We start from the raw sequence: 23887 nt of genomic DNA on the forward strand, positions 1-23887 counted from the left end.
GCGGAGTGCGCCGCCCGCACCGAGGTCGTCGAGGAGGATATCACGAGGGCCTACGAGCAGGCAAAGCACGTCCACCTCGCCTGCACCATCCGGGCGCTCTCTCTGGATGAGCGGCTGCTGCTCCGGCGGATCGCGGAGTTGTCGCAGGAGGAGAGCGGGCCGCTGGTCTCCGGCGCGATCTACGGCCGGGTAGAGGAGACGCCGAAGGTCGGCTACACGGTCTTCTCCCGGCAACTGCGAAAACTTGACTCCCTGCGACTGGTCGACCTGATCCGGGTGCAGGCCGGCGGGAGGACGAGCGAGGTTGCGTTGCGGTACGAGCCGGAGAAGGTTGTACAGGTATGCGGGAAGCGGGGTACCGCCGGGGAGTGAGGGGGGCGGGGTCTGATCGTGGTGCAGGAGATCCTTTCTTTTTTGGCACAGGGCCGGCCGGTGGGGTCGGGGTTTGAATCGTTTATAGCGGACGAGATGGCCGGCGGATCCGTCGGTCAGGAACCCGTGCGATCACAAATAATCACTCTTAATACACTTTCTCGCCATCGAATAGTTATATGGCAGATTTCCAGCACATCACCAGTTTTATATGGACTGTCGCAGATGATGTCCTTCGCGACGATTTTAAACGCTCGAAATATCCTGATGTGATCCTGCCGTTCACAGTCCTCGCCCGCATCGACTGTGTGCTCGCGCCGACCAAAGAGAATGTGCTGAAAAAATACACTGAATTAAAAGACGAGATCCAGAACCTTGACGGTGTTCTCAAACACGAATCGGGCTATGCCTTTTATAATGTTTCAAAATATGATTTCAAACGCCTCCTCGACGACCCGGCGAATATCCATAAGAATCTGATCGACTACATCAATGGCTTCTCCGAGAACGTCAGAGATATCCTGGACCGGTTTAAGATCCGCAATTCTATCCAGGCCCTGCATGAGAAAGGATCGCTCTATCTGCTCATCCAGAAGTTTGCCTCCGATACGGTGAACCTTCACCCCGACCGCGTGAGCAGTCACCAGATGGGCTACATCTTCGAGGAACTCATCAGGAAGTTCAACGAACAGAACAACGAGAATCCCGGCGAGCACTTCACGCCCCGCGAGGTGATCAAACTGATGGTGAACCTCATGCTCGCGGGCGACGCGGATATGCTCGCCCACAATCATATCATCAAGACAGTCCTCGATCCGGCCTGCGGGACCGGTGGGATGCTCTCGGTCACCAAGGAGCACATTGTCTCTGAGATCAACCCGAACGCGGATATCCGGCTCTTCGGGCAGGAGACGAACGACGAGACGTATGCGGTCTGCAAGAGCGATATGCTGATCAAGGGCGACGACCGCGATGCGGACAATATCAAGCCCGACTCCTCGTTCTCAAGAGACGGACATCCGGGGATGAAGTTCGACTACATGATCTGCAACCCGCCCTACGGGAAGTCCTGGAAGAAGGAGGAGGACTTCATCAGGGCTGAGTACGATCGCGGGTCGGCCGGGCGGTTCGAGGCGGGCCTCCCCCGGATCAGCGACGGGCAACTCCTCTTCCTGCAGCATATGCTCGCCAAGCGCAAGGCGACGGAGGACGGCGGGAGCAGGATCGCGATCGTCATGAACGGTTCGCCGCTCTTTACCGGGGATGCTGGTTCGGGTGAGAGCGAGATCCGGCGCTGGATACTGGAGAACGACTGGCTTGAGGCGATCGTGGCGCTGCCGGGTCAGCTCTTCTACAACACCGGGATCAACACCTACATCTGGGTGCTCTCGAACCGGAAGGAGGAGAGGCGGAAGGGGAAGGTGCAGCTCATCGATGCGACCAATTGCTACGCGAAGATGCGCAGGAGTCTCGGGGACAAGCGCCACGAGATAACGGAATCGCAGATCCGGGAGATCACGAGGCTCTTCCGGACCTTTGAGGAGTCGAAGATCGTGAAGATCTTTGATGCCACGGAGTTCGGGTACCGGAAGATCACCGTCGAGCGGCCGCTCCGCCTCAACTTCTGTATATCACCGGAGCGGATCGAACGCCTGCTTTCCGAAGGTGCGTTTGAGAGGCTTGCCGCGAGCAAGAAGAAAGGCGACGCCGGGGCTGCCGAGGTCGCCGAAGGGAGGCGGCAGCAGGACCTGGTGCTCTCCGTGCTCCGCGAGATGGCTGGTGATGAGGTCTATACCGACCGGCAGCGGTTCGAGAAGGTTCTGGTCGCAGGGTTCAGGAAGCGCGGCGTGAAACTCGACGGTGCGGTGAAGAAGGCGATCCTCTCGGCGCTCTCCGAGCGTGACGAGACGGCGCCCGCCTGCCTCGACGCGAAAGGCATGCCGGAGGCCGATCCCGATCTCCGCGACACTGAGAACGTCCCGCTCGCGGAGTCCATCTACGAGTACTTCGAGCGTGAGGTGCTGCCCCACGTTCCGGATGCCTGGATCAACGAGTCGGTGACGGACCAAAGAGACGGCCAGGTCGGGAAGGTCGGCTACGAGATCAACTTCAACCGCTACTTCTACACCTACACGCCGCCCCGGCCACTTGAGGAGATCGAGGCGGAGATCAAGGGACTCGAAGCGGAGATCCTGGTGATGGTGAAGGAGATGATGGGATGAAGCCCTACGCGCCTGAATCCCTGCCCCCGGCCGGCATCGACTGGGAGGCCCATATCCCGCAGATAGCGTCGGCGAACCGGGCTCTCGCCCGCTACGACGGCATCCTCCAGGCGATCCCGAACCCACGGCTCCTGCTCTCCCCGCTCCTGACGCAGGAGGCAGTGCTCTCCTCGAGGATCGAGGGGACCCAGGCGTCGCTTGAGGACGTCCTGCGCTTTGAGGCGAACCCGAAGGAGCCGATCGGCGATGCGGCCCTCGCCGATATCCGGGAGATCATCAACTACCGTGAGGCGCTGAATACTGCGGTGGAAGCCCTCAAGACCCGGCGGTTGGATCTGGCCCTCGTCTGCGACCTGCACCGGATCCTTCTCTCCGGCAGCCGGGGCATGGACCGGGAGCCGGGGTGCGTCCGCACGATCCAGAACTTCATCGGGCGGGATGCGCATATCGAGCACGCGATCTATGTCCCGCCGGCGCCGGAGGATGTTCCCGGGGCGCTCGCGGACTGGGAGGCATACCTGCAACGGGAGGAGAAGGACGTCCTCGTCCAGCTCTCGGTCCTGAAGGCGCAGTTCGAACTCATCCACCCGTTCTGCGACGGCAACGGGCGTATCGGGCGGATGCTCGTGCCCCTTATCCTCTACGAGAAGGGGCTGATTGGAAGCCCGATGTTCTATATCAGCGCCTATCTTGAGCGGAACCGGCCGGTCTACTACGAGCGGCTGCTCGCGGTCTCACGGGACGGGGACTGGAACGGCTGGATAGCGTTCTTCCTCCACGCTATCGAGGAGCAGGCGGGGGCGAACGGCCGGAAAGCAAGGGCGATCCTCGATCTCTACAACGAGATGAAGCAGACGGTGCCGGCGGTGACCCGGTCGCAGTACGCGATCGCCGCGATCGATGCGCTCTTTAAAACGCCGGTCTTCAGTTCGGCCGAGTTTTACGAGCAGGCAGGGATCCCGAGGGTAAGCGGGGCAAAGATCCTCAAGGACCTGGAGGAGAACGACATTATCCAGGTATTGCAGCGAGGAGCGGGCCGAAGAGCGAGCATGTATGCCTTCCCGCGCCTGCTCGCCATCACCGAGGGGGACCGGTTGTGAATACCCTGATATCTGCAAACAGTTTTGTGTATATCAAAACCCCGATCCGATATACACAACGAACTTTGTGTATACCAGAGTATACACAAACCATACCCCGGGGGTTGTGGGACACTCCTGACCCACAACGGAATTTGTGCGACACCTATGACCCACAACACCATTTGTGCGACACAAAGTGGGGTTTCATGTCGCACAAAACGTCCTGTGCGACATCGGCGACGCACAACGATCGGACCCGGCCGGCCGCCGGGCCTGCGGTCTGCGGCGCAGGGGTGGCGGCATGAGCGCGGGAGACGTCGAGGGGTTCGCGATCGACCCGACGGTGGTGCGGGCGTGGAAGCGGTATCCGGCGTATAAGGACTCCGGGGTGATGGTGATTGTGCGGGTGCCCGGAGGGGTGAGCCGGACTGGCTGTTCCTCCTTCCGGTGCGGTCGTCGGCCGGCAGGAAGTTGAGTGCCGAAGGTATGTTGAGGAGACGCACAGCGCCGGGTGGTGGGGGTCGTTTGAGGGGTGGCCTTGCGCCACCCCTCCGTGCGAGGAGCGCGGTGCCGCAGCACGGCGCGACGAGCACTTCCAGCAGACGATGACCGGCGAGTTCCGAGCCGGTCATGGTCGTCAGAGGTCCCGGACAGGAAGAGAAGATCAGGCAGACGCCACGACTGGAGGGAGGTGAGGCTCGCGAAGTGGAGCGGAACGGAGCGAAGCGCCGGAGGCGCGGGCCTCGGCCGACCGGAGGGAGTGTGGTCTGCCGGTTGAGGAACCCTGTCAACGGACTTTCCTCGGCGACAGGCTCAATCAGGTATCGTCAGGTATCGGGGCCGCTTTTCAGTAACTCCAGGTCTCGTAGCTTAGCGGTGCCTGATTTAGCACATCTCGATAATGTCGCCACTGTGGCATGAACTGATCCATTAATTCCCTGAACCGGTCGGTGTGATTTCGCTCCAGCAGGTGCACCATCTCGTGGACGACAACATATTCGAGGCACTGAACCGGTTTCTTCGCGAGTTCCAGATTCAACCAGATCCGTCGGGCATCGGTGTTGCAACTGCCCCATTTGGTCTTCATCTTTTTAATTCCCCAGTCGTCTACCGTCACCCCGAGCGTCTCCTGCCACGTATCGACCAGTGGTGGGATCAGGGCCTTGAGCTCCTTTCGATACCATTTGAGCATGACCTGTTCGCGTCTGGCGGCATCGCTTCCCACCGGAACGTAGAGGTCTATCCTTGCCTTGTTAACCTCAACCCGGGACGGGCCTGCATCCTCGATAACGTTTAGCAGATAGCGTCTGCCGAGATAGTAGTGCGTCTCGCGGTAGGTGTACTCTCGCGGGCTCTGGCGTTCCTGGGTCCTGAATCGGGTCTGCTGCCGTTTGATCCACGGCAGTTTTGTGATCACCGCCAGCCGCACCGCTTCATCATCCACGCATAACGGCGCCGCCACCCGGACCCGGCCTTCAGGAGGGTATACCCCGAGATGCAGGTTCCGGATGTCCTTTCGGATCACGTCGACCTGCATGCCATTCACGGAGATCCGGTGCATTCAGGTGTACTCCTGCTGGTTTTTGACCAGTTCAAGGATCTTGTCGAGTTTATCGTCGTCCTGAACGACCTTCTTGATGGCGATACGGACCATCTTCGTCTTGATGGGGTTGTGCGCCCAGTCGTCCTGTTTGGTCAAGGTTACCACTTCATGAACCGCGAGTGCGATCGCTTCATCCTCGCCGAGGTTGTCGTAGAGAGCCTGTTTTGCAGGGCTGTTTAGGGTCTTCGGATACCGTGCGCCATCACCGGGGCGCTTGATCTGCTTTGTCAGTTCGACGATCTTTTTTAAGTATTCCAGGTACCCGAGTGCCTGCGCCCGGCGTTCTTTGATCAGCGCATCCAGCAGTTCGGACATCTTTTCGTAATATTTCGGGTTGATCGGCGTCTCGTCGATGATCAGCTTCCGGACGTTATTCTCGATGGTCTCCGCAACTGCTTCGCGATCACGCCGTATACCGGGCGGGAGCGTTTCAACGGCATCGACACCGCGTTCGAGGAGGAGCTGTACCAGTGGCATATCGTCGAATGCCGATATCTTCACGCTTTCTTCGGCCCTGATGTAGGTGTCGAGGAGATGTCGCATGGCCGGTTCGTAGAGTTTCAGGTCGATATAGTCGCCGCTTGCCAGCATGACCTCTTTACGGACGTTGTCATAGTGGGTGACCTCGGCCCTGATCTCTGCGGCCTCGGCTTCGGCATATCCGGCATCAAGCATCTCGTTCGCGAGGCCTGCGTACGCCCGGAGGAGTGCGGCGGTCAGTTTGTAGAGGGTGACGCGCTTACGTTCGTTCTCCTTGAGTGCCCCGGGATCTGTGGTATCGGCTGCACAGAAGAAATGCTGATACGCAAGAGTATCCCGGGGAGGAACGACAGGTTCGCATAACGTTCTGATCGCCTCAAGGGCGTCGTCAAGTCGCTCACGTCCTTTCTCCAGACGGTCTTTCAACAGTCCGGAGACGTCCTCTTTGTCGAAGCCGCCGAAGGCTTCGCCGGTGTAATCCTTGAGCGACTTCTCAAGCGACCGGAACAGATCTTTGTAATCGATGATGTAGCCGTACTCCTTGTCCTCGCCATCAAGGCGGTTCACGCGGCAGATCGCCTGGAAGAGGCCGTGATCGCGCATCTGTTTGTCGATGTAGAGGTAGGTCGCGGGCGGGGCGTCAAAGCCGGTCAGGAGTTTGTCGACAACGATCAGGAGTTTCATCTGCCCGGGCTCGTTGATGAACCGCTTCTTCACCTCTTTCTCGAACTGCTCGACCTTGTACATCGCCGTGTCCTCCGGTTCGTCGAAGTGTTCGGCGAGCATCTTGCGGTAGATGTCGTACTGCCGCAGCCTCTCGGTCAACCCCTCGCCGGTCTCTTCGCCCTTGATGTCTGCAGGCGACGGTGTGTAGGAGGTGATGATCGCACATCTGCCCGCAAGGTCGGTCTTCTGGAACATCTCGAAGAACCGGCAGGCCGAGTAGATGCTGCTGGTGACAAGGAGCGCGTTTCCGCGGCCGCTTCTGAGCCGGTCGCGCAGTTCCATGTCGAGCAGGATATCGGCGACGATCTTCTCCAGCCGGTCCTGTGCGCTGAGCACTTTCTGCATGGTTCCCCAGCGCTTCTTGAGTTGGGCTCTCGCGGCGTCGGTCAGGCCCCGGGTCTTGATCTCGAACCACTGGTCGATCTTCTCCTGCGAGATGAGGTTCTGGTCGATGTCGCGGGCCTCGTACTGGAGGTCCAGGACAACGCCGTCACTCACGGCCTCGTCGTATTTGTAGGTGTGGATGTAGGGGCCGAAGACTTCGATGCTCTTCTGTTTGTCCTGTTTCAGCAGCGGGGTGCCGGTGAACCCAATCAGCATCGCCCCGGGGAGGAGCGCCTTCATCGCCTGGTGCAGTTTGCCGGACTGGGTGCGGTGGCATTCGTCGACGAAGACGAAGAACTCGCCTTTGGGGGAGAATCCTCTAGGCAGGTGGCTTTTGATATCTTCGATGTATGTCTCAAGATCGGCGTCGCTGAGGTCGTCGCCACGGCCGAACTTGTGGACGAGCGAGCAGACCAGCCATTCGGTGTCGGTGTTGAGAACGCGGACGAGGTCGGCGCCGCTCCGGGTGCGGTAGATGTCCTCGCTGACGCCTAAAAAGACCTTCTCGATCTGCTCGTCGAGTTCGGTGCGGTCGGTGACGAGCAGGACGCGGGCGGCCGGCACGTGTTCGCGGATCCATTTGGCGAGCCAGACCATGATCAGGCTCTTCCCGCTGCCCTGGGTGTGCCAGATGATCCCGCCCTCGCGCCGTTTCACCCGTTCCTGTGCCGCCCGGACCCCGAAGTACTGGTTGTGGCGGCAGGTCTTCTTGATCCCGGCATCGAAGACGATGAAGTCGTGGACGATCTCAAGCAGGCGATCTTTCCGGCAGAGCTGGCCGAGTTCGCGGAGGAGCGGGATTTTGCCGGCGGCGGCCGGGGCGTCGGCCTCTTTCCAGCGCAGGTAATACTTCTCAGGTGTCTCGATCACGCCGTAGCGGAGCCCCTCGGCCTCGCTCCCCGCCATCACGAGCTGGACGGTGGAAAAGAAGGGGCGGATGAAGATCTTCTTCTGGTTGTCGAGGTTCTGCCGGATGCCTTCGGATACGGAGACGATCGACCGCTTGAGTTCGAGGACGCAGAGAGCGATGCCGTTGATGTAGAGCACGATGTCGGGGCGCTTGCTGTTCTCGCCGGCGATGGTGACCTCTTCGGCGACGGCGAAGTCGTTCTTCTCCGGGTGGTCCCAGTCGATGAGCCAGACGGTGATGTGCTGCTCGCCGATGTCGGGCCGGACCTTCACCCCGTAGCGGAGCAGCCCGTAGACCTCGCGGTTGGCGTCGTAGAGGCTCTTGTTCCCGCCGATAGCCTTCGCTCTGCCGAGTTCGTGGAGCACTTTCCCGACGATCTTCTCGTTATAGCCCCGGCGCGCGAGCCATGCGGCGAGCAGCTCCTCCTCGACGTTGCTGTTCCCCTCGCGGTGTTCCCGGTTGCCGAGGTAGCGATACTTGAGGGCGTCGCGGAAGTAGGCGACGACCCGCTCCTGCGTGAGGCGCTCACGCTCGCCGACGGTACTCATGCTGCTGCCTCCTCGTTACTGCCATTGATCTTACGTGCAGCGTTCCAGAAAGTATTGAACACAAGTTTGAGACCAAGCCACCAGGCGTATATCGCATAAGCGCTTTGACATGCCCTATCATCGAGAAGGCCGTGTGCGAGCTCGTTACGCAAGTTCGGCCCGAAGGCATCACAGAACAGCGCTTGTATCTCGAAAGTCAGATCCTCGCCGAATATCGTTTCACACTCAGGCAGATCCATGAGTGTGCTCAGGCCGTTCTCGGTCTCAATGCCTTTGCTATCCAGGGTTGTGGTCTTGACACCAGCGCATTTTAAGTGGAACCTGACCATATTCTCGATCTGCGGTACCAGGAGGTGAAGTGCCGTCACGAAGTCGTAGTCGTAACCGGCAAACAGGGCCATCCCAAACAGACGCTCGCGGCCTGGGGGTACGATCGGCGACTGATTGGCGAGATTAATAAAATCAACTTCGCGTAAGCGGTGTTCTAAGAGTAGAACCTCAAGTGCAGGCAAGATACGACCCTGAACAACCAGTCCAACCAAGATTCCATGGTCGTGGATCATCTCAGTATGGATACCGATCTCGTCATTATCGGAAGGTGTATCGTTGAGGTTCATGCCCGGTCGCCTAGCTATGACGCGACCGTCACGACTCATGACGGTTGCTGGAAATATAGCCTGCAGTGGGAACTGCTGGTTCTTCTTGATGACATTGTCGCGAAGTTCTTTGACCTTTACATATGGATATACATTGGCGAGCGCCTTCAGAGCTTCACTAACGCTCTTGCCACGCACTGAATCCCTGGCGTCCTCGATGGTCTGACTGAGATTTATACCCGGAGTGCTGATAACACCCATCTCATCAAGCGCCTTCATTCCTGATTCGGTGAGACATAACTGTAGCTCTTTGAGGCGCTCATCTACCCGGTGAGCAGGTCGTTCAGAACGGGGAATGGTGCGATAGGTCTGGATAGCATCTTCGTAGAAACCCGCCGCGGCCATATGACTTGGTTTTTCGGATGCAATCCTAGCCTTAGCTTCTTTGACAAAACTTTCCGCAACGGCAACCGTCATTTCAATTGACTTTGGGTTATCGCCGGCTGCCTTAAACCACTTTGCTGAAGCCTTAAAGAATTCGCGGGCGCGGTGGAGATCACCCTCGTCATCGAACTCGCGTCCCAAGGACTCGAGTTTCTGCGCGATGATTGCTTGTTTGTCCCGACCGAGTCCATCATCGAAAAGCAGGCCTGCCAGCCAGAGGGCGAGAAAGCCATCCTGACGCGTTGCCGTGTCGAAAGTCCTGATAACGGCGTCTTCCATCTCCTTCAAGCGATCTCCGGATCCCGCTTTGAGCATGCGAGCCAAGCCTATGGCACGCTCCCAGCACTCGTGACCATCGGACACCCATGTCTCGGTATCCAATGGGATCGATCGATAACTATCGATTGCCACCAGAGTATACCCGACATCGCGTGGTCGTTTTCTGATCCAGACAAGGTCCGCCAGACGCGCTTTCAACCACGGATCGTCAATACTATCAACTATTTCCGAAAGGAATGTTATGTCGGATTCCGACAGATCCTCGGGGATTACTGACCGCTGCCCCCTCATTACAATAGCGGGCTTGAAGGGTTCATTGATGCTTTTAGGAGACAGCATCATCGAGCAAGCGTCGCCCAACAGCCAGAGCACCTTCGCGTGGGATTGCCGCCCATCTGTCGTTGCCTGTTTTGCAGCGGCATGAAAGGCCTGCCACATGGACAAATAACCGTCTCGCTCTGTCTTGGCCAAGACCTCTTTCCAGCCACAATCCGCGAAGTCTTGGTGCGTGATCCCAAGGTCTGCGGGGCAACGTTCGGCGCTCATTAAGCGCTCACCCTGCCTACTGATGGCAATCGGATGCGCCCGGTGAGGAGCTGTTGCATCATGCCCTGCTTGATCTGTTTCGTCTTCTCCAGGCGGCGTTCGAGGACGGCGATCTCGGCGTCCATGTCGGAGAGGACGGCGGCGATGGCGTGTTGCTCTGCAACGTCAGTCGGAGCAGAGAACGTGAAAGTCTGAAATGTCGCTAATCGGAGCGAGTCAACCGTCGCCTTTACGGTATTCCTCATAGCATATGGACCAAACCACTGAACCATCATGAAATAGATTAGTTTACCGCAGACGTCATTGGTGAAATGACTTATTTTATAAGCCCGTTGATGGAGATCAAAGCGGCCATTGATGTAGTGGAAGATGCTGCCGATTCCACCTTCACCGGGGACTATGATCGCCTCGCAATCATATGAGTAGGTGTTGATGCGCTCGACAGTATCTGAGCGGACAAAGAATGGATATTGCCCATCTTCAACCTTATCTTGATTATTGCGGCTCCCTGTCTTGATATGAGAAATGTCCCCGAGTCGCTTCATTTCCCACTTCCCTGTAAACCCCGGCAGCCTCATCTTCCCGGTGAGGAGCTGCTGCATGATTGCTTGCTTGATGGCCCGCTTTTTTTCGATCAGCGCGTCCAGCGCCCCGATGAGCCCGTCTACATCGGAGAGGGCAGCGGCGATGGCGCGTTGTTCGGGGAGTGATGGAAGAACAATATAAACCCCCTTTAGGATCTGTGTATTTAGCGAGGCCATAGTTTGTCCTACGGCAACGCCACGAACTCTCCGTTTGAAAGGTTCAGAATGAAAGTGATAACTGAGATAAGGGGAATGGACGATGCAATTTGACACTCGCACCCTCAGTAACCGCCCAGAGAACAGCCACCCATCTTCAGCCTCGCTAATGAGAGAATTTCGGTCTACAGACCCTACTCGGCTAAAAACGATGTCATCTTTCCGAAGGCTGTAACTCTTCAAACGAGACCGGTCGGAGTCAGAGACCAAAGGCAGGTTATCGTGTACGATGCCATGTTCACTCAGATGTTCAACTGTGATTATTGGGATGCCGTCTTCAACGTAATCATGTTGATGCAGTGAGGATCCAAAAGGACCAGTTTTCACATCTGCAATTTGGGATATAATCTCAACTCTCCAATCCTCCGGAATCATCCCCACCTCGGTCCACTTATACCCCGGCGGCACTTCATCAGGTGATGGAGGAGCATTGACAGGCTGATACTCATTCATTGTCAACTGCCTATCACTCATCCCCACACCAGCCCCATCCTCTTCAGGTGCTCCTCGACCTTCGCGCCGAACGCCTCCACTTCCTGCTCCAGCTCCGGCAGCGGGCGGGCATACCGCTCGTCGAGTTCCTTCACCCGGCCGCTAAGTCGCCGCGTCAGCCGCTGCATCTCACCCTCGATGGCTGCCCGGAGTGAAGCGAACCACTTCTCCTCCACCACCAGCGTCCTGATCTCATCCCCGGTGAGGGCCGCGTACCGGGCCAGCACCCGCTCATCGAGCGCTGCCTGTGCCTCTTTCACCGCCTTTTTCGCCCCCGCCTCCGCCTCGATCAGCGCCATGACCCGCGTGAGGGCCTCGCGTTCCTCGGCGAACTCCGGATTCCTGCCGATCTCCTTCGCCCGGGCCTTCACCGTCGCCCTGGTGACGTTGCCGCTCTCGTTCGTCGCGTCCTCGAGCAGGCCTTCCTCCCCTGACTGCTCCTCGACAAACTCCTCGAGGTTGCGGGCGGCGGTCTCCTGTCGGGCCTGGAGTTCGTCGAGGGCGGCCTGCTCGGCGGCGAAGTACCGGCTCACGATCAGGGCCGGCGGGATCAGGTCCATCTTGTACTTCTGGCGGCCGATGTTCAGGTCAGGCGTCTCCTTGATCTTCTTCGCCTTATCCTCGACGATCCCGCGGGGCTTTGTCCCCTCGACCCATCCGTCCGCGGCGATCAGGTCGACGTCGTCCTGCATCGTCCCGGTCCAGTAGTCCATCAGGCACTGGTAGACGTCGTAGTTGTTCAGCAGCGGCAGGTCGGCAAATCGCGCGAGCAGGTCCTCTGAGAGCGCGTGGATGACCTCCCGGGGCTTTGCGCCGACGTCGAGACCTTTGAGACGTGGCTCGTGCGCCGCCCGCCACTCATCAAAGACGGCGGCGACGCGGCCGGCGTAGGCCGCAAACTCCGCGTGGGCGAGGATGGTGGGCTTGACCTGCGCGGGCTCGACCTTTGGCTCCAGGTACCCGGGGCGGCCGTTCGACCTGAACAGCGCCTCCCGCAGCGTTGGGAAGACCGACCAGTAGGGCTGCAGGGCATCGACGTCCCGCACGGGGATGCCGCCGTTGAGGTGGGCATCGAGGTCGTGGAGGTCCTCGGGCTCGCTCGAATCGATATAGCGCGGGATGTTCAGGTTGTAGTCGTTCGCGGGGCTCGCAATCTCGGAGACGGGGACCATGCGGGAGTAGCCGGGCAGTTCGATCTGGTTGTTGAAGACGTCCACGATCTTCCGGATATCCTGCGAGCGGAGGCGGTTCTTGTTCCCGTCCTTCTCAAAGCCCTTCGAGGCGTCGATCATGAAGATCCCGGTCCGGGCGTGGGCATTCTCCTTATCGACGACGATGATGCAGGCCGGGATACCCGTCCCGTAAAAGAGGTTCGGGGGCAGGCCGATGATGCCCTTGATCAGTCCGTGCCTGACGAGATTGCGGCGAATGTCAGCCTCTTTGTTGCCGCGGAAGAGCACCCCGTGCGGGAGGATGATCGCGCCCTTCCCGGTGCTCTTGAGCGACGTGATCAGGTGGAGGAGGAACGCATAATCGCCGTTCTTCGCCGGCGGGATGCCGTACTCGAAGCGCCGGAACTCGTCGTTTGCTGGATCGAGGCCGTTCGTCCAGGCCTTGGTGGAAAAAGGGGGATTCGCGACCGCGAAGTCGAATTTTTTCAGGCTGCCGTCGGGATTCCTGAAATATGGGTCGGCAAGCGTGTTGCCGCGCCAGATCTCCGCGCCCGGGTGGCTGTGGAGGATCATATTCATTCGCGACAGTGCCCAGGTCGCGTTGTCCATCTCCTGACCGTATATCGTGATGCCACGCGGGGCTTCGTCGCTCGCCTTCAGCAGCAGGGACCCGGATCCGCAGGCGGGGTCGTAGATGGTCTGATCCTGGCGGGTACCGGGGCCAATGCCGATCACCCTGGCAATGATCCGGGAGACCTCGGCGGGGGTGTAAAACTGCCCCTTGCTCTTGCCCGACTCCGTAGCAAAATGCCGCATCAGGTACTCGTAAGCGTCGCCGAGCAGATCGTCGCCCTCGGCACGGTTCGCCCGAAGGTCAAGGCCGTCGAAGATCGCTACCAGCTTGGAGAGCCGGTCCTGCATCTCCTTGCCCCGGCCGAGTTTATCCTCGTCGTTGAAGTCGGCCTGGTCGATGACCCCCTCGAGACCGTTCGCCTTTGCGAGATTGCCGATGATCTTATTGATCTTATCGCCGATCTCCTTGTCGCCCTTCAGCCTCACCATGTCGGCGAAGCTCCCTCCTTCGGGCACCTCGATGATCGCGTCCGGCTTCCCGGCATACTTATCGGAGACGTATTTCATGAACAGCAGCGTGAGGACGTAATCCTTGTACTGTGAGGCATCCATGCCCCCGCGGAGTTCGTCGCAACTGCTCCAGAGCGAGCTGTAGAGTTCGGATTTTTTGATTGCCAAGTTTCTCATCCCTTATGTATCTGGTTTCCTTCCGGTCGTTTTCCCGTGAATTAAGAGTAATGTGACGCCAAGTTATGCGGATCTATCGAATATTCCCGTAACCGGAGTTAGATTCAATTCGGACTGCATGAATGTTAACAGTTTTGCACCGGGCGGGGCCGGTCCCACCGCGAGCGCGATTCACACTCTGGATTCCAGCAGGATCTTCCCGCACCCGCCGGAGGAACTCCTCCGGAAGCTCCTCCGGCAGCGGGGGAAGATCGGTCTCCACCGACCACCCGGGGTGCAGCAGCGCCTCGGTATAGGCGCAGTCGGCAATCCAGTAGAGGTCGCGCTCATCCTTCATCCGGTCAGCCTGAAACGACCACGGGCCGGGTTTGATCCTGTCCAGCAACGCCCGGTACACCCGGCCGGGGTTGCCGCGAATCTCGTAGTCGATCCAGTCAGGAGCGTGAGGGTCGTCGCCCTCGCCCCGGACGACGATCGCGGCTCCCTCTCGCGCGAGAGTTATCGTCCAGTGCGCCATGGAGGATCCTGGTGCTGCCAGCAGGTACCCATCACTCCTCACCCTCAATCCCGGCCACCGTCCGGTACCCCTGGCGGGGATGGTTGCGGATATTCTTGTATCTCGCCTCAATCCTGCCATCTTCCAGCATGGGATTGATGTAGTGGTTCCGGAGCGAGTCCTTTCTGCTGTCCAGCAGTTCCGCCAGTTCATCGAGGGTCAGGAATCCTTCCTCACAGAGGCGGAGGATCGTCGCTTCGACACATTCTCTGGGCGCTTTCCTCAGAGATCGGATAGGTTCCGCAATTTTACGTAATATATCCAAATGTTCGAAGCTTGCGACCAAATGTTCGGAGATCTCCGGCAAATGTTCGGAGCTCGACTTTGAGCAGATCGTCCCGGCTTCGAATAGCCATCCCCCCTCAGGTGGCGGCCGGGCCGTTAGGAGAAGGCGTTTCTCCTGACGGATATGAACGAGGAATGCATCATGAACCGCCATAGAAGATCCGGGGATCACAGAAGAGAAAGCCCGGCGTTCGGCAGGGTCGTCACAATATCGTACGAGCAGGGGTGGAACTATGAGCGGAGATGAGAAGAAACTGATACGGAACAGCACGGTTGAATTTTTGCTATTTACCTCGGCCGCCGGTGAAGACTCAATCGAGGTCAGGTACGAGGACGAAACCATCTGGTTAAGCCAGAAGATGATGGCGGCGCTCTTCGATGTGACGGTTCCGACAATAAACGTACACCTGAAAAACATCTACGAATGTGGCGAGTTGACCCGTGATGCAACTATTAGAAAATATCTAACAGTTCAAATCGAGGGTGATCGTGAAGATTCACGGACTCTTGACTACTACAACCTTGATGCCATAATCTCGGTTGGATATCGCGTCAATTCCCGAAGAGCCACCCAGTTCCGTCAGTGGGCGGCACCAGACGGGAGGAATGCTTGATGGGTTGTATTCGGAGTACCCGCTTCCTGATATCAATGTCGGAAATATTGCCGACGATCTGCATATATCCAGATATCTGCCGGCTTTTCCGTACTTGATGGGTACTTGATCCCGGTCCATGAAATCACCCGCATTCTGTTTCCGGTAAACGTTGCCGGGTGATAGAACAAGGGCATCGATGTTCTCCTCAGCCGGATGGTGAAGTCGTATGCCTCGTGTCTCCCGACGTTACGCAGATCCGGATGTCAAATCTTATCTATCACTCACATGTTTCCCCTTCGGGGTGCCCTGGATGGGCTTTCTACTCTTCAACAGCGAGGATGCTCACTGTTTCTTCAGGCCTTATTTCCTGGAGATATGAAAAACCGCCGACGGTTCCTTCACGCCGTCGGCCGTCCGCCCATCCGGTCGCCCAGGTACCGGACATCGTGGAGGCTGGTTTCCGAAAGAATGAGCTCCCGTTGACAATGATGTGACGGTAGTCCCCGGTGTAGAGCACCGTGCCGTCGATCGCCGTGGCGACATGGTGGGCGTCGAGGAGCACCTCGCAGTCGTCGTAGTCATCGATGGCCGCACTGAACCGGTCCCAGATATCGCGGTAGGGCTCCGTTCGTGCGTGGAGCGCCAGCACCTTCCGATCCTCAAGAACCAAACGCCGCCGCCGGCAGAGTTCTTCATACCGCTCTTTCACCGCGAGGAGCGTCTTGTGGGCCGCTGCCGGCTGCTCGCGACAGAGTTCGGCAACATGCCGGAGAAGCGGGACGGTCTTCCACCCCCGGCTCTCGGCATCGGCGAGGAGGGTATCTGCCGAACCGTTCCGCTTCAGGTGCGCAACCGCCCTCCGGAACTCGCGGACGAGATTCTGCTGGATGGTGTGGCACCGTCCTCCCGTCCCGTCCCCGAAACACTCGGCCCGGCGCTCATCACTCACCTTCGATCAGTTCTTCTTATTCCATCGTATCTCTCATCCATCTTTCACTCATCTCTCATTCATCCATCATCTATCCCTGCCAGGTGGGGAATCCACCTGGTTTCCGGCCCGGATCAGTTCGTATTCCGCAGGAACGCTCTGGAAATACCCACACATCATGATGGCCTCTCCCGCAGGACGTATCGTGTATTCCTCCTCGACGGGCTCACCTGCTCCAGGATACCACGGTCAACCAGGGCCTTGAGATCCCTGAAAGCCGTCGCTGCCGAGACGCCAGTGAGTGATTGATAGGCACCGCTGGTGATGCTCCCCTCGACCTTGACCCGTTCCACCGCAAGGATCTGCCGTTCATTCAGTTCCATCTTCCGAAGGGAACTCTCGTTCAGCATATCCATCCGCATCGTCAGGGTGAACCCAAGCGGGCTGCTGACGAAGGCGGGAACCGGCATCCCGGCGCTGCGGAAGGCCGTGATGATCCGCTCGATACCTGATCCGTAGCGTTCGACGAGCCCGGCACGGTAGAAAATCTCGGCAACCTTCGGGTTGCGGTGGTAAGAGTAGTGCTCTTTTAGGATCATATCGATGGTAACGCCTGCGGGAAGATTGCCGGGATTGTGGAAGCGGATATGGTCGTCAAAGATCTTGACCTGCGTCTGGACCGTGTTGTTGAAGTAATCGCGGTGGATGAGCGCGTTGAGAAGCGCCTCCCGGATCGCCGGAAGCGGGTAGTCCCAGACCTCTCTCCTCTGGAACGACTCCTGCATTGCCTCCTCCGAGATATCGTACCTGACGCCGAGATACTGCTTGATGATCCGCTCGCCCTCCTCAAACTGGCGAAAGAGATTGCCTCCGATCTCGTGGTCGCCGACGATGATATCTGCCCGCTTGAACCGCCCGATCCGGAGGATGCAGTTCTGGAAGTACCGCTGCGGCTCTCTGCCGAAGAGGACGATGGCTCCGTTGCTGATCCCTCCGTCCCCGGCAAGTCCGAGGCGACGAAGGACGGCCTCGACCGGTTCGGCCGGATCGACGGCAGCGAGGCGACCTGCCGCCTTCGCACCGGCAAGGAAACGCCGCACCGTCTCCTCGTCGATCTCGTCGAACGAGTACGGCCCCGCGACACTGTCCCACTCAATGCTTTGCTGGAAGAACCCGCGAAGCTCGTCCGGGAGCATCTCGCGTGTCGTGTCGCCGATGCGGGTGTAGTACCGGCCGTCACAGGCGACCGGCACGCGGCTCCGTTCGACGGCAACGGTGACGACGGACTTCCTCTCGATCTCGCGGATCTCAATGACCGGATGAATGCCAAGCCGGGTGGTTATGCTATCTGCGAGTTTTTTGACAGCATTATTTCTGAGGTCGACGCCGACGACGGCATGATCATGGTCGCGGACCCCGATGACGGCTATCCCGCCGGCAGTGTTGGCAAACGCGGACAGAAGCCTGTAGAGGTTCGCACTCACTTCTTCCTTGAAATCGATCCGCCGTCCTTCAAAGCGGGCGAGCAGGGAGTATAGGTCATTCACGTGCTTCACACCTAGCACCGTACCCGAGCAAAAACATCATGTGCTTCTCTCATGTATGACGCCCCATCACTTCACCGTCGGTCGGCAGGCCTGGTGTAACCCGGCAGCGCGTTCACAGTGATGCGCACGAACCGGCCGAGCGCATCTCTCCCGATATCTTCCCTTTGCAGCATGGCGAAACATCTCTCCGGTTGCACGTTCTTCTGCACGTCTGATCGGATAAAGGCCGAAACTACCGTGTCTTCTCCAGGATAAACGGCAGAACAACGGTAGTGCTATTCTTCTGCTGAAGGTTCCTTTGTTTGCGGGATGGGATTATGATTTCGGTTCTTACAGCCCTGCTAAACGAGGAGGATCAGGAAATAGAGAGATATGTCTCAAAAGTCCCTGCGGTGATGCACGCCATCTAGTGGCGCTCAGACTCCCTCCCCATTGGGGAAGTCGTTGCTCGTACCTTTGTTGCTCGTACCTTCGATGCTCGAACTCCGGCCCTTCGGCCCGTCCCTCACCGCACTCCCTCCCTCGCGTTTCCCTCCCGCACCAGCCGGGCGTAACACCCCTCGCACCTAACGGTGCTCATGCTCCGGTTCTGCGAACCGTCGCACCTCGCAGAGGCTCGTCCGCGCCTCCCGCGAGCGGTAGGCCGCCTTCCCCGTCCTGCAGAGATCGCACCGGCCGAGCTCGACCTTCACCCGGAGAAACTCCCGGTGATCGAGGACCCCCGATAGGGGCTCTTGCGGCATGGGCCCTCGCCTTACATCTCTTTTCAGCGTATTACAGCCGGCGATGCCAGTCGGAGGGCGACTGAATGGGGTCTGATCGAGGTTTCCGCCCCGTGACACCAGTATCCCGGGATCGGTTCCGGCATTGTGGGTTTCACACGCACCCGCAGACTCACTCACCCTGGAACCAGTACCGGGGACTGTGGGTATGTTCTGCTGTACTTCAGTACTGATAGGGAGACGCCTCTCTCTACCGGTACAAAGATCGGCCAATTCAACGTCGTTTTGAGCCGCTTGATCGTTGCACCCGGTGCTGGAATCCTGCGGTAAACCTGCTGCAATGTCGCAACCTCCAGTGCTCCCGCTCAAGTCTGGTGGCCCCCCCGGGTTATCGGGACCACCATCCCGGTCCCCATCCAGCCAGACCCCGCCGCCATGGGCCCAGCGCCGGTAGACAGCGCAGTCGAAGGAGAAGAGGTGCTCCCGCCGCCGCATCGCGTATCCTTCCACATCCTCGGTGACCATCGTATCGAAGAAACTGACCGCCGGGCACTTCTCAAGGAGACCGGAGTAGGCCGTCCCCCGGCTCGTATAGCCGTGGAGGATACGGTAGGTCTGGTGGTACGAGAGCCCGAGCCCCTCCTGGAGCATCTTGATCGTGAACTGCTCCCAGCCCATCGTTGCCACCGTCGCGAGCGCTGCGGCCTCGTTCTTCGTCGTCTTCGTCTCCTGCCCCCCGGTCTCGCCGTTGATCGCTGCGTAGACCCGGGCCGCCGCTGTGAAGTCGTCCAGGTTTGCCCTGATGCCTCCATCATACGCCTCTCTCTGGAAGCGGTGGATGAGGGCGGAGGCCTTGACCAGGTCAAAGAGGATACCCGGGTTGCGACGGTTCGTGGTCGCGGAGAACTGCACGCTCCGGGCATAGGGAATGGAGATATGGAGGCGTTCCGCTTTGAGGGTCTGCCAGATCTCCCGGCAGATCACGAGATCGGGGTCCTCGCCGTCGCTATGGTCCTCTCTTGTCTCCCGCTCCTTCATGTACCGGAGCACCCGCTCGTCCTGTTCGAGGGAGTCGTCGATCCAGACCGTGAGCATCCGGTTCGCCACCTGGTCGTCCCCGGCATCCTCGACCTTCGCGAGCCACCAGACGCACCGCTCCGGGATGCGGCAGATCTGGAGCTTCCGGTCGGTGGTCACCGTCTGGTGCTGGATGCTCACCCGGAAGTTCGCGGTTGCGGCCTTGAGAACTTCCTGCAGGTCATCGGAGAGGGAGACATCATCAAAGAGGAAGACGGTTCCGGGTTGCAGGCTGCCGTTGTAGTAGAGAGCCTTGTCCGAGACCGTGCCGGCGAGGCGGTACTCCTCCGGAACCTGCTGGAGCATGGTGGTGCAGGCGTGGCTCTTCCCCTTCCCGGAGTTGCCGGAGATGGCGACATGAAGGCCGTTCGTGTTCTCGACCGATTGGGACGCAAGAGACATCACGAGACATTCCGCGACGGTCCGGTCGCCGACATGGCTCTTGTTGAAGGTGTCGAGGAGGAACGCGAGCGGGTCGCCGGTCTGAAGGATCTCTCTTGCCCGGCGGCGGTGCTCATCATCCACCGGTGCCGGAGCAGGGGAAGGAGCGGGTGCCGCCTCCTTCTCCTCTGGCGTCCGCTTCTGCTCGTACATCCCCCGGAGTTCCGGCCACCGCTGCGCCCCTCCGCCGCAACTTGCGTGGTGGCAGCCGGCAAAGATGGCGCCGTTTGAAAACTGGATGGCAAAAGCCCCGTCCTTATGTGCCGGCGAGAACGGGCACTCCGCGAGGACGTAGAGGGTGCCGCCCTGGTAAGGTCGTGTACTCCGGACGGCGATGCCGTGCTCCGTGAGCCAGGCGGCGAGGTCGATCCTCCGGGAACCCTTCTTCGGCTGTGATGGTTCTTCCCGGGGGAGGAGCCCGGCGAGGTGCCGGAGCCGATCGAGCGGAACCACATGGATCTCCTCTGGAGCGTTGAGGACCTTCGCCCGCCGGTGGGGGCGCTCCGGCGTGTTGTCGCCCTTCCTTGAGAGCGTCCCGTAGAGTTTCCAGATCCGGGCGGCGTTGTGGTTCGCGGTATCGACGGTGACGGCCTCGTTTGAGAAGAGGGCGTCGAGGGTGGCAAGCGCTCCCTTCACGAGCGCGGTTGCCGCCTCATTGTTTGGAAGGTCCACCCGGTAGAGGAGGTGGGCGCCATTGCCCGAATCCGCCCGGAGGGGTGCGGGAAAGCCCTGCTCGGCGAGATACGCCGCGATCCGCTCCGCGGCGGCGAGCGCCGCATCGTGCTCTTCATCCGTCGACGAGACCCCGCTCGGCCGCACCGGGTCGATGTCGATTGGGAACCAGCGCCGGCGGATGATGTCGGCATCGGCGGTCGTCGCATCCTTCCGCGAGAGCCGCATCTTGATCCGGTTTGCCCGGCGGGCGAGGAGGGCGGGGGTCGGGGTGTTTAAGGTGACGTATATCCCGGCGACCGAGGGATCGGCGTCGAGGGCCTCGACGGCCCGGGCGAGGCGCTCGTAATCGTCGAAGTAGCCAGAGTGGGTGACGCCGTCGGCGAGCGCCCGGACCTCGACCACGCCACCGCCGGGGGCGAGGATCTTCACCGCGCTTCTGATCCCCTCGATCATGCTGTCACCCCGGGGACCAGGGGGAAGAGGGGAGCGGAGATGGCCTCCCCGCGGGCGACCCGCTGGAAACTGATGAGCGGGATGATGTAGGACCCGGCGCGGGTATGCAGCATCACCGCCTTGCCGGAGGCGTTCATCGCCGCGTGCCCTTCGATAGTGACTCCCGCGGCGGGGGCCTGCGAGCGGTCCTCGACGATCGGGATCACCCGGCCGTAGAAGAGGAGGCTCTTCAGGTCATCTGCCTCGATCCGGTAGCGCTCGGCCTCGACGGCGATCCGGAGCGCTCCGTTCACACCGTGGCTGAGGGTACCCGCTTCCGGGGTCATGGCCGCCCCCGCTCAACATTTATTGAATACTGGTGGTTCCGGGTCCGTCGGACGTTGATCTCGCGGACGGCTCTCCCGTGGCGCCGGATTACATCCGCCACCGCCCGCGGGACGAGGAAGAGCGGGACAGTACTGGCGCGTTCTTCCTCAGGAGATGGTCTTATCACTCCGGGCGGAGAAGAGCTGTTGGCAGTCCCGTGTGAATCGATGTTGGCGCACGCTTCATCATGGGGGCTGCCATCTTTCCTATCTATGCTGTGCATTCTGTTTCCTCACCGTGTAATGCTATCAATCTGACTTTATCCTCAACACCTTCTCCCGGACGAGTTTTGCTATCGGGTCCGGGACATGGTCAGGTAGTTCCTGGGCGGTCTCTTGCCGCTCTCCTCTGCTGAGATGCCGTAGTTTTGACATTGGTCGCCGGCGCCTCTCGCATAAAAATAGATGGGGATGAGATGATATGAGCAAGAACCGCGCGAAGTGTGAGTGAGAATCCCTTCAGTACCCGGGGTCCCCGGTTCGTCTCGACAAACTCGTGCTGCACCTCGTGATAGTCAATTGGCAAACACGCCGGGGCTTATCGGATACTACGCTAGCCGCTATACCAATAAGAATTCCCATCCGCGGGAAGACCCGGCGCCTTCCCCCTCATTCCTCCCCGGCACGCAGTTCCCGATAATACCGGCAGAGGTCCGCGACGACGCACCGGTCGTGCTTCGGGTTCTGCGCCGTGCAGACGGCCCGGCCGTGGCGGATCAGGAGGTAGTTGATGTCCCCCCAGACCTCCTCCGGGAGGAGGGCGACGAGGTCGCGTTCGATGATATCGGGGTTCGTGCTGTCCGTAAATCCCAGGCGCTTCGAGACCCGGCGGACATGGGTATCGACGGCGATCCCGACGTTGATATCGAACGCCTGGGAGAGGATGATGTTCGCGGTCTTCCTCCCGACACCAGGGAGCGTCCGGAGCTCCTCCATCGTCCGCGGGACCTCGCCGCCGAACTCGTCGACGACCTTCCTCGCCGCCCCGACGATGTGGCGGGCCTTCGTGTGGTGAAACCCGATCGTCCTGATGATCGGCTCCACCTCCTCGGGCTCCGCGCGGGCCAGGGCCTCCGGCGTCGGGTAGCGGGAGAAGAGGGCGTCGCGGACGGCGTTGACGGCGCGGTCGGTCGTCTGCGCGGAGAGGATCGTGAGGATCAGCGTCTCAAAAGGGTTATGAAAGTCGAGGAAATGGCGCCTGCCGTCGACAACGGGATACTCGACAAGAAGACGGCGATACACCTCGCAGGCGGTCTCACGGTTCATAACTGATGGGGCAGGGCAGATTCGAACTGCCGTCAAAGCGTCCCAAACGCTCTAGGATGGACCAGGCTACCCTACTGCCCCGTACCACCATACGTTAGCGAGACAGACAAAAATAGTTACCGATAGGGGGTGTTCAGGCGGGCAGGGGGACTGCGGACGTATCGCTCACGATGGTGCCGACAAACGTTCCCTCGACGATCGCCCGGTAGAGGTTCTCCGGGTCGCGGCCGTCAAGCACCAGGAGCGGGATCCCGGACCGCTCGATGACCTTGCCCGCCACGATGTCGAGGACCGTATTGGCACCCGCACTCATCCTCGCTCCCGTGATGATATCGAGGAGTTCCTGCGGCGTGAGGCGCTCATGGCGCACCGCGCCGGCGTCTTTCTTCGGGTCGGCGCTGTAGATACCGTCGACCGACGTGGCGTTGATGAGGAGATCGGCGCCGACGCTCTCGGCGAGGACCGCGGAGACCGCATCCGTCGTCTGCGCGGGGGTGATGCCGCCCATGACGACGATCTTCCCGGTCCCGGCGAACTCCCGCGCCTCCGTGTAGTTCTCGGCAACGCGCGGGTAGGCCGCATCCCCGAGCCCGGTCACGAGGAGGCGCGCGTTCAGCCGGGTCACCAGGATGCCGAGTTCGTCCGCCGCCGCCTCGCCCGCGCCGAGGTCGCGGGCAACCCGGATATACCGGCGCGCCTCGCCGCCGCCGCCGACGACGATGAAAATCTGGCACACTTCGGCCATCTTTTTCAAAACAGACACATATCGACCGATATTGTTCGATTCAAGCGAAGGAACCAGAACCGAGCCGCCCAGAGATACTACGATCTTCTTCATCCCACCCTATTATTATCCCTGATTTACTCATATACCTGTTGTGAAGATGCTGCACTGCCCGGAATGCGGTTCCACGGAGATATGGGCGGTCACCGGCGGCTATACCGGCTGTATCTATCACTGCAAGCGTTGCGGATACCGCGGAGCGCTGGTCATCGAGTACGACGAAGAACCCGATGACCGACCACAGTGATATATATCCGCTTCTCTCACGCGGTGATC

18 protein-coding genes, 1 tRNA gene and 1 pseudogene are annotated in these 23887 nt (G+C 59.7%); 6 read left to right on the plus strand and 14 right to left on the minus strand.

The features are described from left to right. From cdc6 to V6K60_RS05955, 4 genes and pseudogenes are all read left to right on the plus strand, one after another. Positions 1-372, plus strand: a pseudogene (cdc6, locus tag V6K60_RS05940) (ORC1-type DNA replication protein); the annotation flags it as partial. Between the two features lie 179 nt (positions 373-551). Continuing rightward, complete coding sequence (locus V6K60_RS05945) at positions 552-2594, plus strand: type I restriction-modification system subunit M (protein WP_332449599.1); 2043 nt, start codon at positions 552-554, stop codon at positions 2592-2594. Further along, positions 2591-3694 (plus strand): Fic family protein, encoded by a 1104-nt coding sequence (locus tag V6K60_RS05950; protein WP_332449600.1) that lies wholly within the window; start codon positions 2591-2593, stop codon positions 3692-3694. The genes V6K60_RS05945 and V6K60_RS05950 overlap by 4 nt, the downstream gene beginning before the upstream one ends. Before the next feature lie 283 nt (positions 3695-3977). Next, on the plus strand, positions 3978-4151 hold the full coding sequence (locus V6K60_RS05955) for a hypothetical protein (RefSeq protein WP_332449601.1): 174 nt from the start codon (positions 3978-3980) through the stop codon (positions 4149-4151). Between the two features lie 372 nt (positions 4152-4523). On the opposite strand, the gene V6K60_RS05960 is transcribed toward V6K60_RS05955, so the two are convergent. The 7 genes from V6K60_RS05960 to V6K60_RS05990 all read right to left on the minus strand — a co-directional run bounded on the left by V6K60_RS05960 (position 4524) and on the right by V6K60_RS05990 (position 14911). Beyond that, positions 4524-5237 (minus strand): M48 family metallopeptidase, encoded by a 714-nt coding sequence (locus tag V6K60_RS05960; protein WP_261598504.1) that lies wholly within the window; start codon positions 5235-5237, stop codon positions 4524-4526. Beyond that, positions 5238-8327, minus strand: coding sequence for a type I restriction endonuclease subunit R (locus tag V6K60_RS05965; RefSeq protein ID WP_332449602.1), 3090 nt, complete (start codon positions 8325-8327; stop codon positions 5238-5240). Next, the gene (locus V6K60_RS05970) at positions 8324-10192 is read right to left on the minus strand and encodes a DUF4209 domain-containing protein (protein WP_332449603.1); all 1869 of its coding nucleotides are present in this window, start codon (positions 10190-10192) and stop codon (positions 8324-8326) included. The genes V6K60_RS05965 and V6K60_RS05970 overlap by 4 nt, the downstream gene beginning before the upstream one ends. Next, positions 10192-11466 (minus strand): restriction endonuclease subunit S, encoded by a 1275-nt coding sequence (locus V6K60_RS05975; protein ID WP_332449604.1) that lies wholly within the window; start codon positions 11464-11466, stop codon positions 10192-10194. The genes V6K60_RS05970 and V6K60_RS05975 overlap by 1 nt, the downstream gene beginning before the upstream one ends. Continuing rightward, entirely contained in the window at positions 11463-13907 is a 2445-nt protein-coding gene (locus V6K60_RS05980; protein WP_332449605.1) for a class I SAM-dependent DNA methyltransferase, read from the minus strand. The genes V6K60_RS05975 and V6K60_RS05980 overlap by 4 nt, the downstream gene beginning before the upstream one ends. Before the next feature lie 82 nt (positions 13908-13989). Beyond that, on the minus strand, positions 13990-14433 hold the full coding sequence (locus tag V6K60_RS05985) for a hypothetical protein (protein WP_261598442.1): 444 nt from the start codon (positions 14431-14433) through the stop codon (positions 13990-13992). Between the two features lie 31 nt (positions 14434-14464). After that, positions 14465-14911, minus strand: a complete 447-nt coding sequence (locus V6K60_RS05990; RefSeq protein WP_261598443.1) for a hypothetical protein — start codon at positions 14909-14911, stop codon at positions 14465-14467. Positions 14912-14990: 79 nt separating this feature from the next. Between V6K60_RS05990 and V6K60_RS05995 the strand changes: the two genes are divergently transcribed. After that, positions 14991-15371 (plus strand): virulence RhuM family protein, encoded by a 381-nt coding sequence (locus tag V6K60_RS05995; protein WP_261598444.1) that lies wholly within the window; start codon positions 14991-14993, stop codon positions 15369-15371. Between the two features lie 301 nt (positions 15372-15672). On the opposite strand, the gene V6K60_RS06000 is transcribed toward V6K60_RS05995, so the two are convergent. The 7 genes from V6K60_RS06000 to pyrH form a co-directional block, all read right to left on the minus strand. Then, positions 15673-16302 carry a hypothetical protein gene (locus V6K60_RS06000; RefSeq protein WP_332449606.1) on the minus strand — a complete coding sequence of 210 codons (630 nt, stop codon included), beginning with the start codon at positions 16300-16302 and terminating at the stop codon, positions 15673-15675. 155 nt (positions 16303-16457) lie between these two features. Further along, positions 16458-17837: an ATP-binding protein gene (locus V6K60_RS06005; RefSeq protein WP_332449607.1), complete on the minus strand. Its 1380-nt coding sequence runs from the start codon at positions 17835-17837 to the stop codon at positions 16458-16460. 557 nt (positions 17838-18394) lie between these two features. Continuing rightward, positions 18395-21196 (minus strand): hypothetical protein, encoded by a 2802-nt coding sequence (locus tag V6K60_RS06010; protein ID WP_332449608.1) that lies wholly within the window; start codon positions 21194-21196, stop codon positions 18395-18397. Further along, complete coding sequence (locus tag V6K60_RS06015; protein WP_332449609.1) at positions 21193-21522, minus strand: hypothetical protein; 330 nt, start codon at positions 21520-21522, stop codon at positions 21193-21195. Before V6K60_RS06015 ends, V6K60_RS06010 begins: the two co-directional genes overlap by 4 nt. 648 nt (positions 21523-22170) lie before the next feature. Next, positions 22171-22827 carry an endonuclease III gene (gene nth, locus V6K60_RS06020; RefSeq protein ID WP_332449610.1) on the minus strand — a complete coding sequence of 219 codons (657 nt, stop codon included), beginning with the start codon at positions 22825-22827 and terminating at the stop codon, positions 22171-22173. A gap of 6 nt (positions 22828-22833) precedes the next feature. Beyond that, positions 22834-22908, minus strand: a tRNA-Pro gene (locus tag V6K60_RS06025). A gap of 52 nt (positions 22909-22960) precedes the next feature. Continuing rightward, complete coding sequence (gene pyrH / locus V6K60_RS06030; protein ID WP_332449611.1) at positions 22961-23665, minus strand: UMP kinase; 705 nt, start codon at positions 23663-23665, stop codon at positions 22961-22963. A 40-nt stretch (positions 23666-23705) separates the two neighbouring features. On the opposite strand from pyrH, the gene V6K60_RS06035 reads away from it, so the two are divergent. Continuing rightward, positions 23706-23858 carry a hypothetical protein gene (locus tag V6K60_RS06035; RefSeq protein WP_332449624.1) on the plus strand — a complete coding sequence of 51 codons (153 nt, stop codon included), beginning with the start codon at positions 23706-23708 and terminating at the stop codon, positions 23856-23858. The last annotated feature ends 29 nt before the right edge of the window (positions 23859-23887 follow it).

Origin of the sequence: Methanoculleus sp. (assembly GCF_036677455.1) — an archaeon.
Lineage (GTDB): Archaea > Halobacteriota > Methanomicrobia > Methanomicrobiales > Methanoculleaceae > Methanoculleus.

Bases quoted from the DNA above. Each gene is read 5' to 3' on its own strand.
- V6K60_RS05995 (WP_261598444.1), top strand. From the start codon at position 14,991: ATGAGCGGAGATGAGAAGAAACTGATACGGAACAGCACGGTTGAATTT.
- V6K60_RS06015 (WP_332449609.1), bottom strand. From the start codon at position 21,522: ATGACCCCGGAAGCGGGTACCCTCAGCCACGGTGTGAACGGAGCGCTC.
- V6K60_RS05955 (WP_332449601.1), top strand. From the start codon at position 3,978: ATGAGCGCGGGAGACGTCGAGGGGTTCGCGATCGACCCGACGGTGGTG.
- V6K60_RS05965 (WP_332449602.1), bottom strand. From the start codon at position 8,327: ATGAGTACCGTCGGCGAGCGTGAGCGCCTCACGCAGGAGCGGGTCGTC.
- V6K60_RS05990 (WP_261598443.1), bottom strand. From the start codon at position 14,911: ATGGCGGTTCATGATGCATTCCTCGTTCATATCCGTCAGGAGAAACGC.
- V6K60_RS06010 (WP_332449608.1), bottom strand. From the start codon at position 21,196: ATGATCGAGGGGATCAGAAGCGCGGTGAAGATCCTCGCCCCCGGCGGT.
- V6K60_RS05975 (WP_332449604.1), bottom strand. From the start codon at position 11,466: ATGAGTGATAGGCAGTTGACAATGAATGAGTATCAGCCTGTCAATGCT.
- V6K60_RS05960 (WP_261598504.1), bottom strand. From the start codon at position 5,237: ATGCACCGGATCTCCGTGAATGGCATGCAGGTCGACGTGATCCGAAAG.
- V6K60_RS05970 (WP_332449603.1), bottom strand. From the start codon at position 10,192: ATGAGCGCCGAACGTTGCCCCGCAGACCTTGGGATCACGCACCAAGAC.
- nth (WP_332449610.1), bottom strand. From the start codon at position 22,827: ATGAACCGTGAGACCGCCTGCGAGGTGTATCGCCGTCTTCTTGTCGAG.
- V6K60_RS05945 (WP_332449599.1), top strand. From the start codon at position 552: ATGGCAGATTTCCAGCACATCACCAGTTTTATATGGACTGTCGCAGAT.
- V6K60_RS05950 (WP_332449600.1), top strand. From the start codon at position 2,591: ATGAAGCCCTACGCGCCTGAATCCCTGCCCCCGGCCGGCATCGACTGG.
- pyrH (WP_332449611.1), bottom strand. From the start codon at position 23,665: ATGAAGAAGATCGTAGTATCTCTGGGCGGCTCGGTTCTGGTTCCTTCG.
- V6K60_RS05985 (WP_261598442.1), bottom strand. From the start codon at position 14,433: ATGGCGCACTGGACGATAACTCTCGCGCGAGAGGGAGCCGCGATCGTC.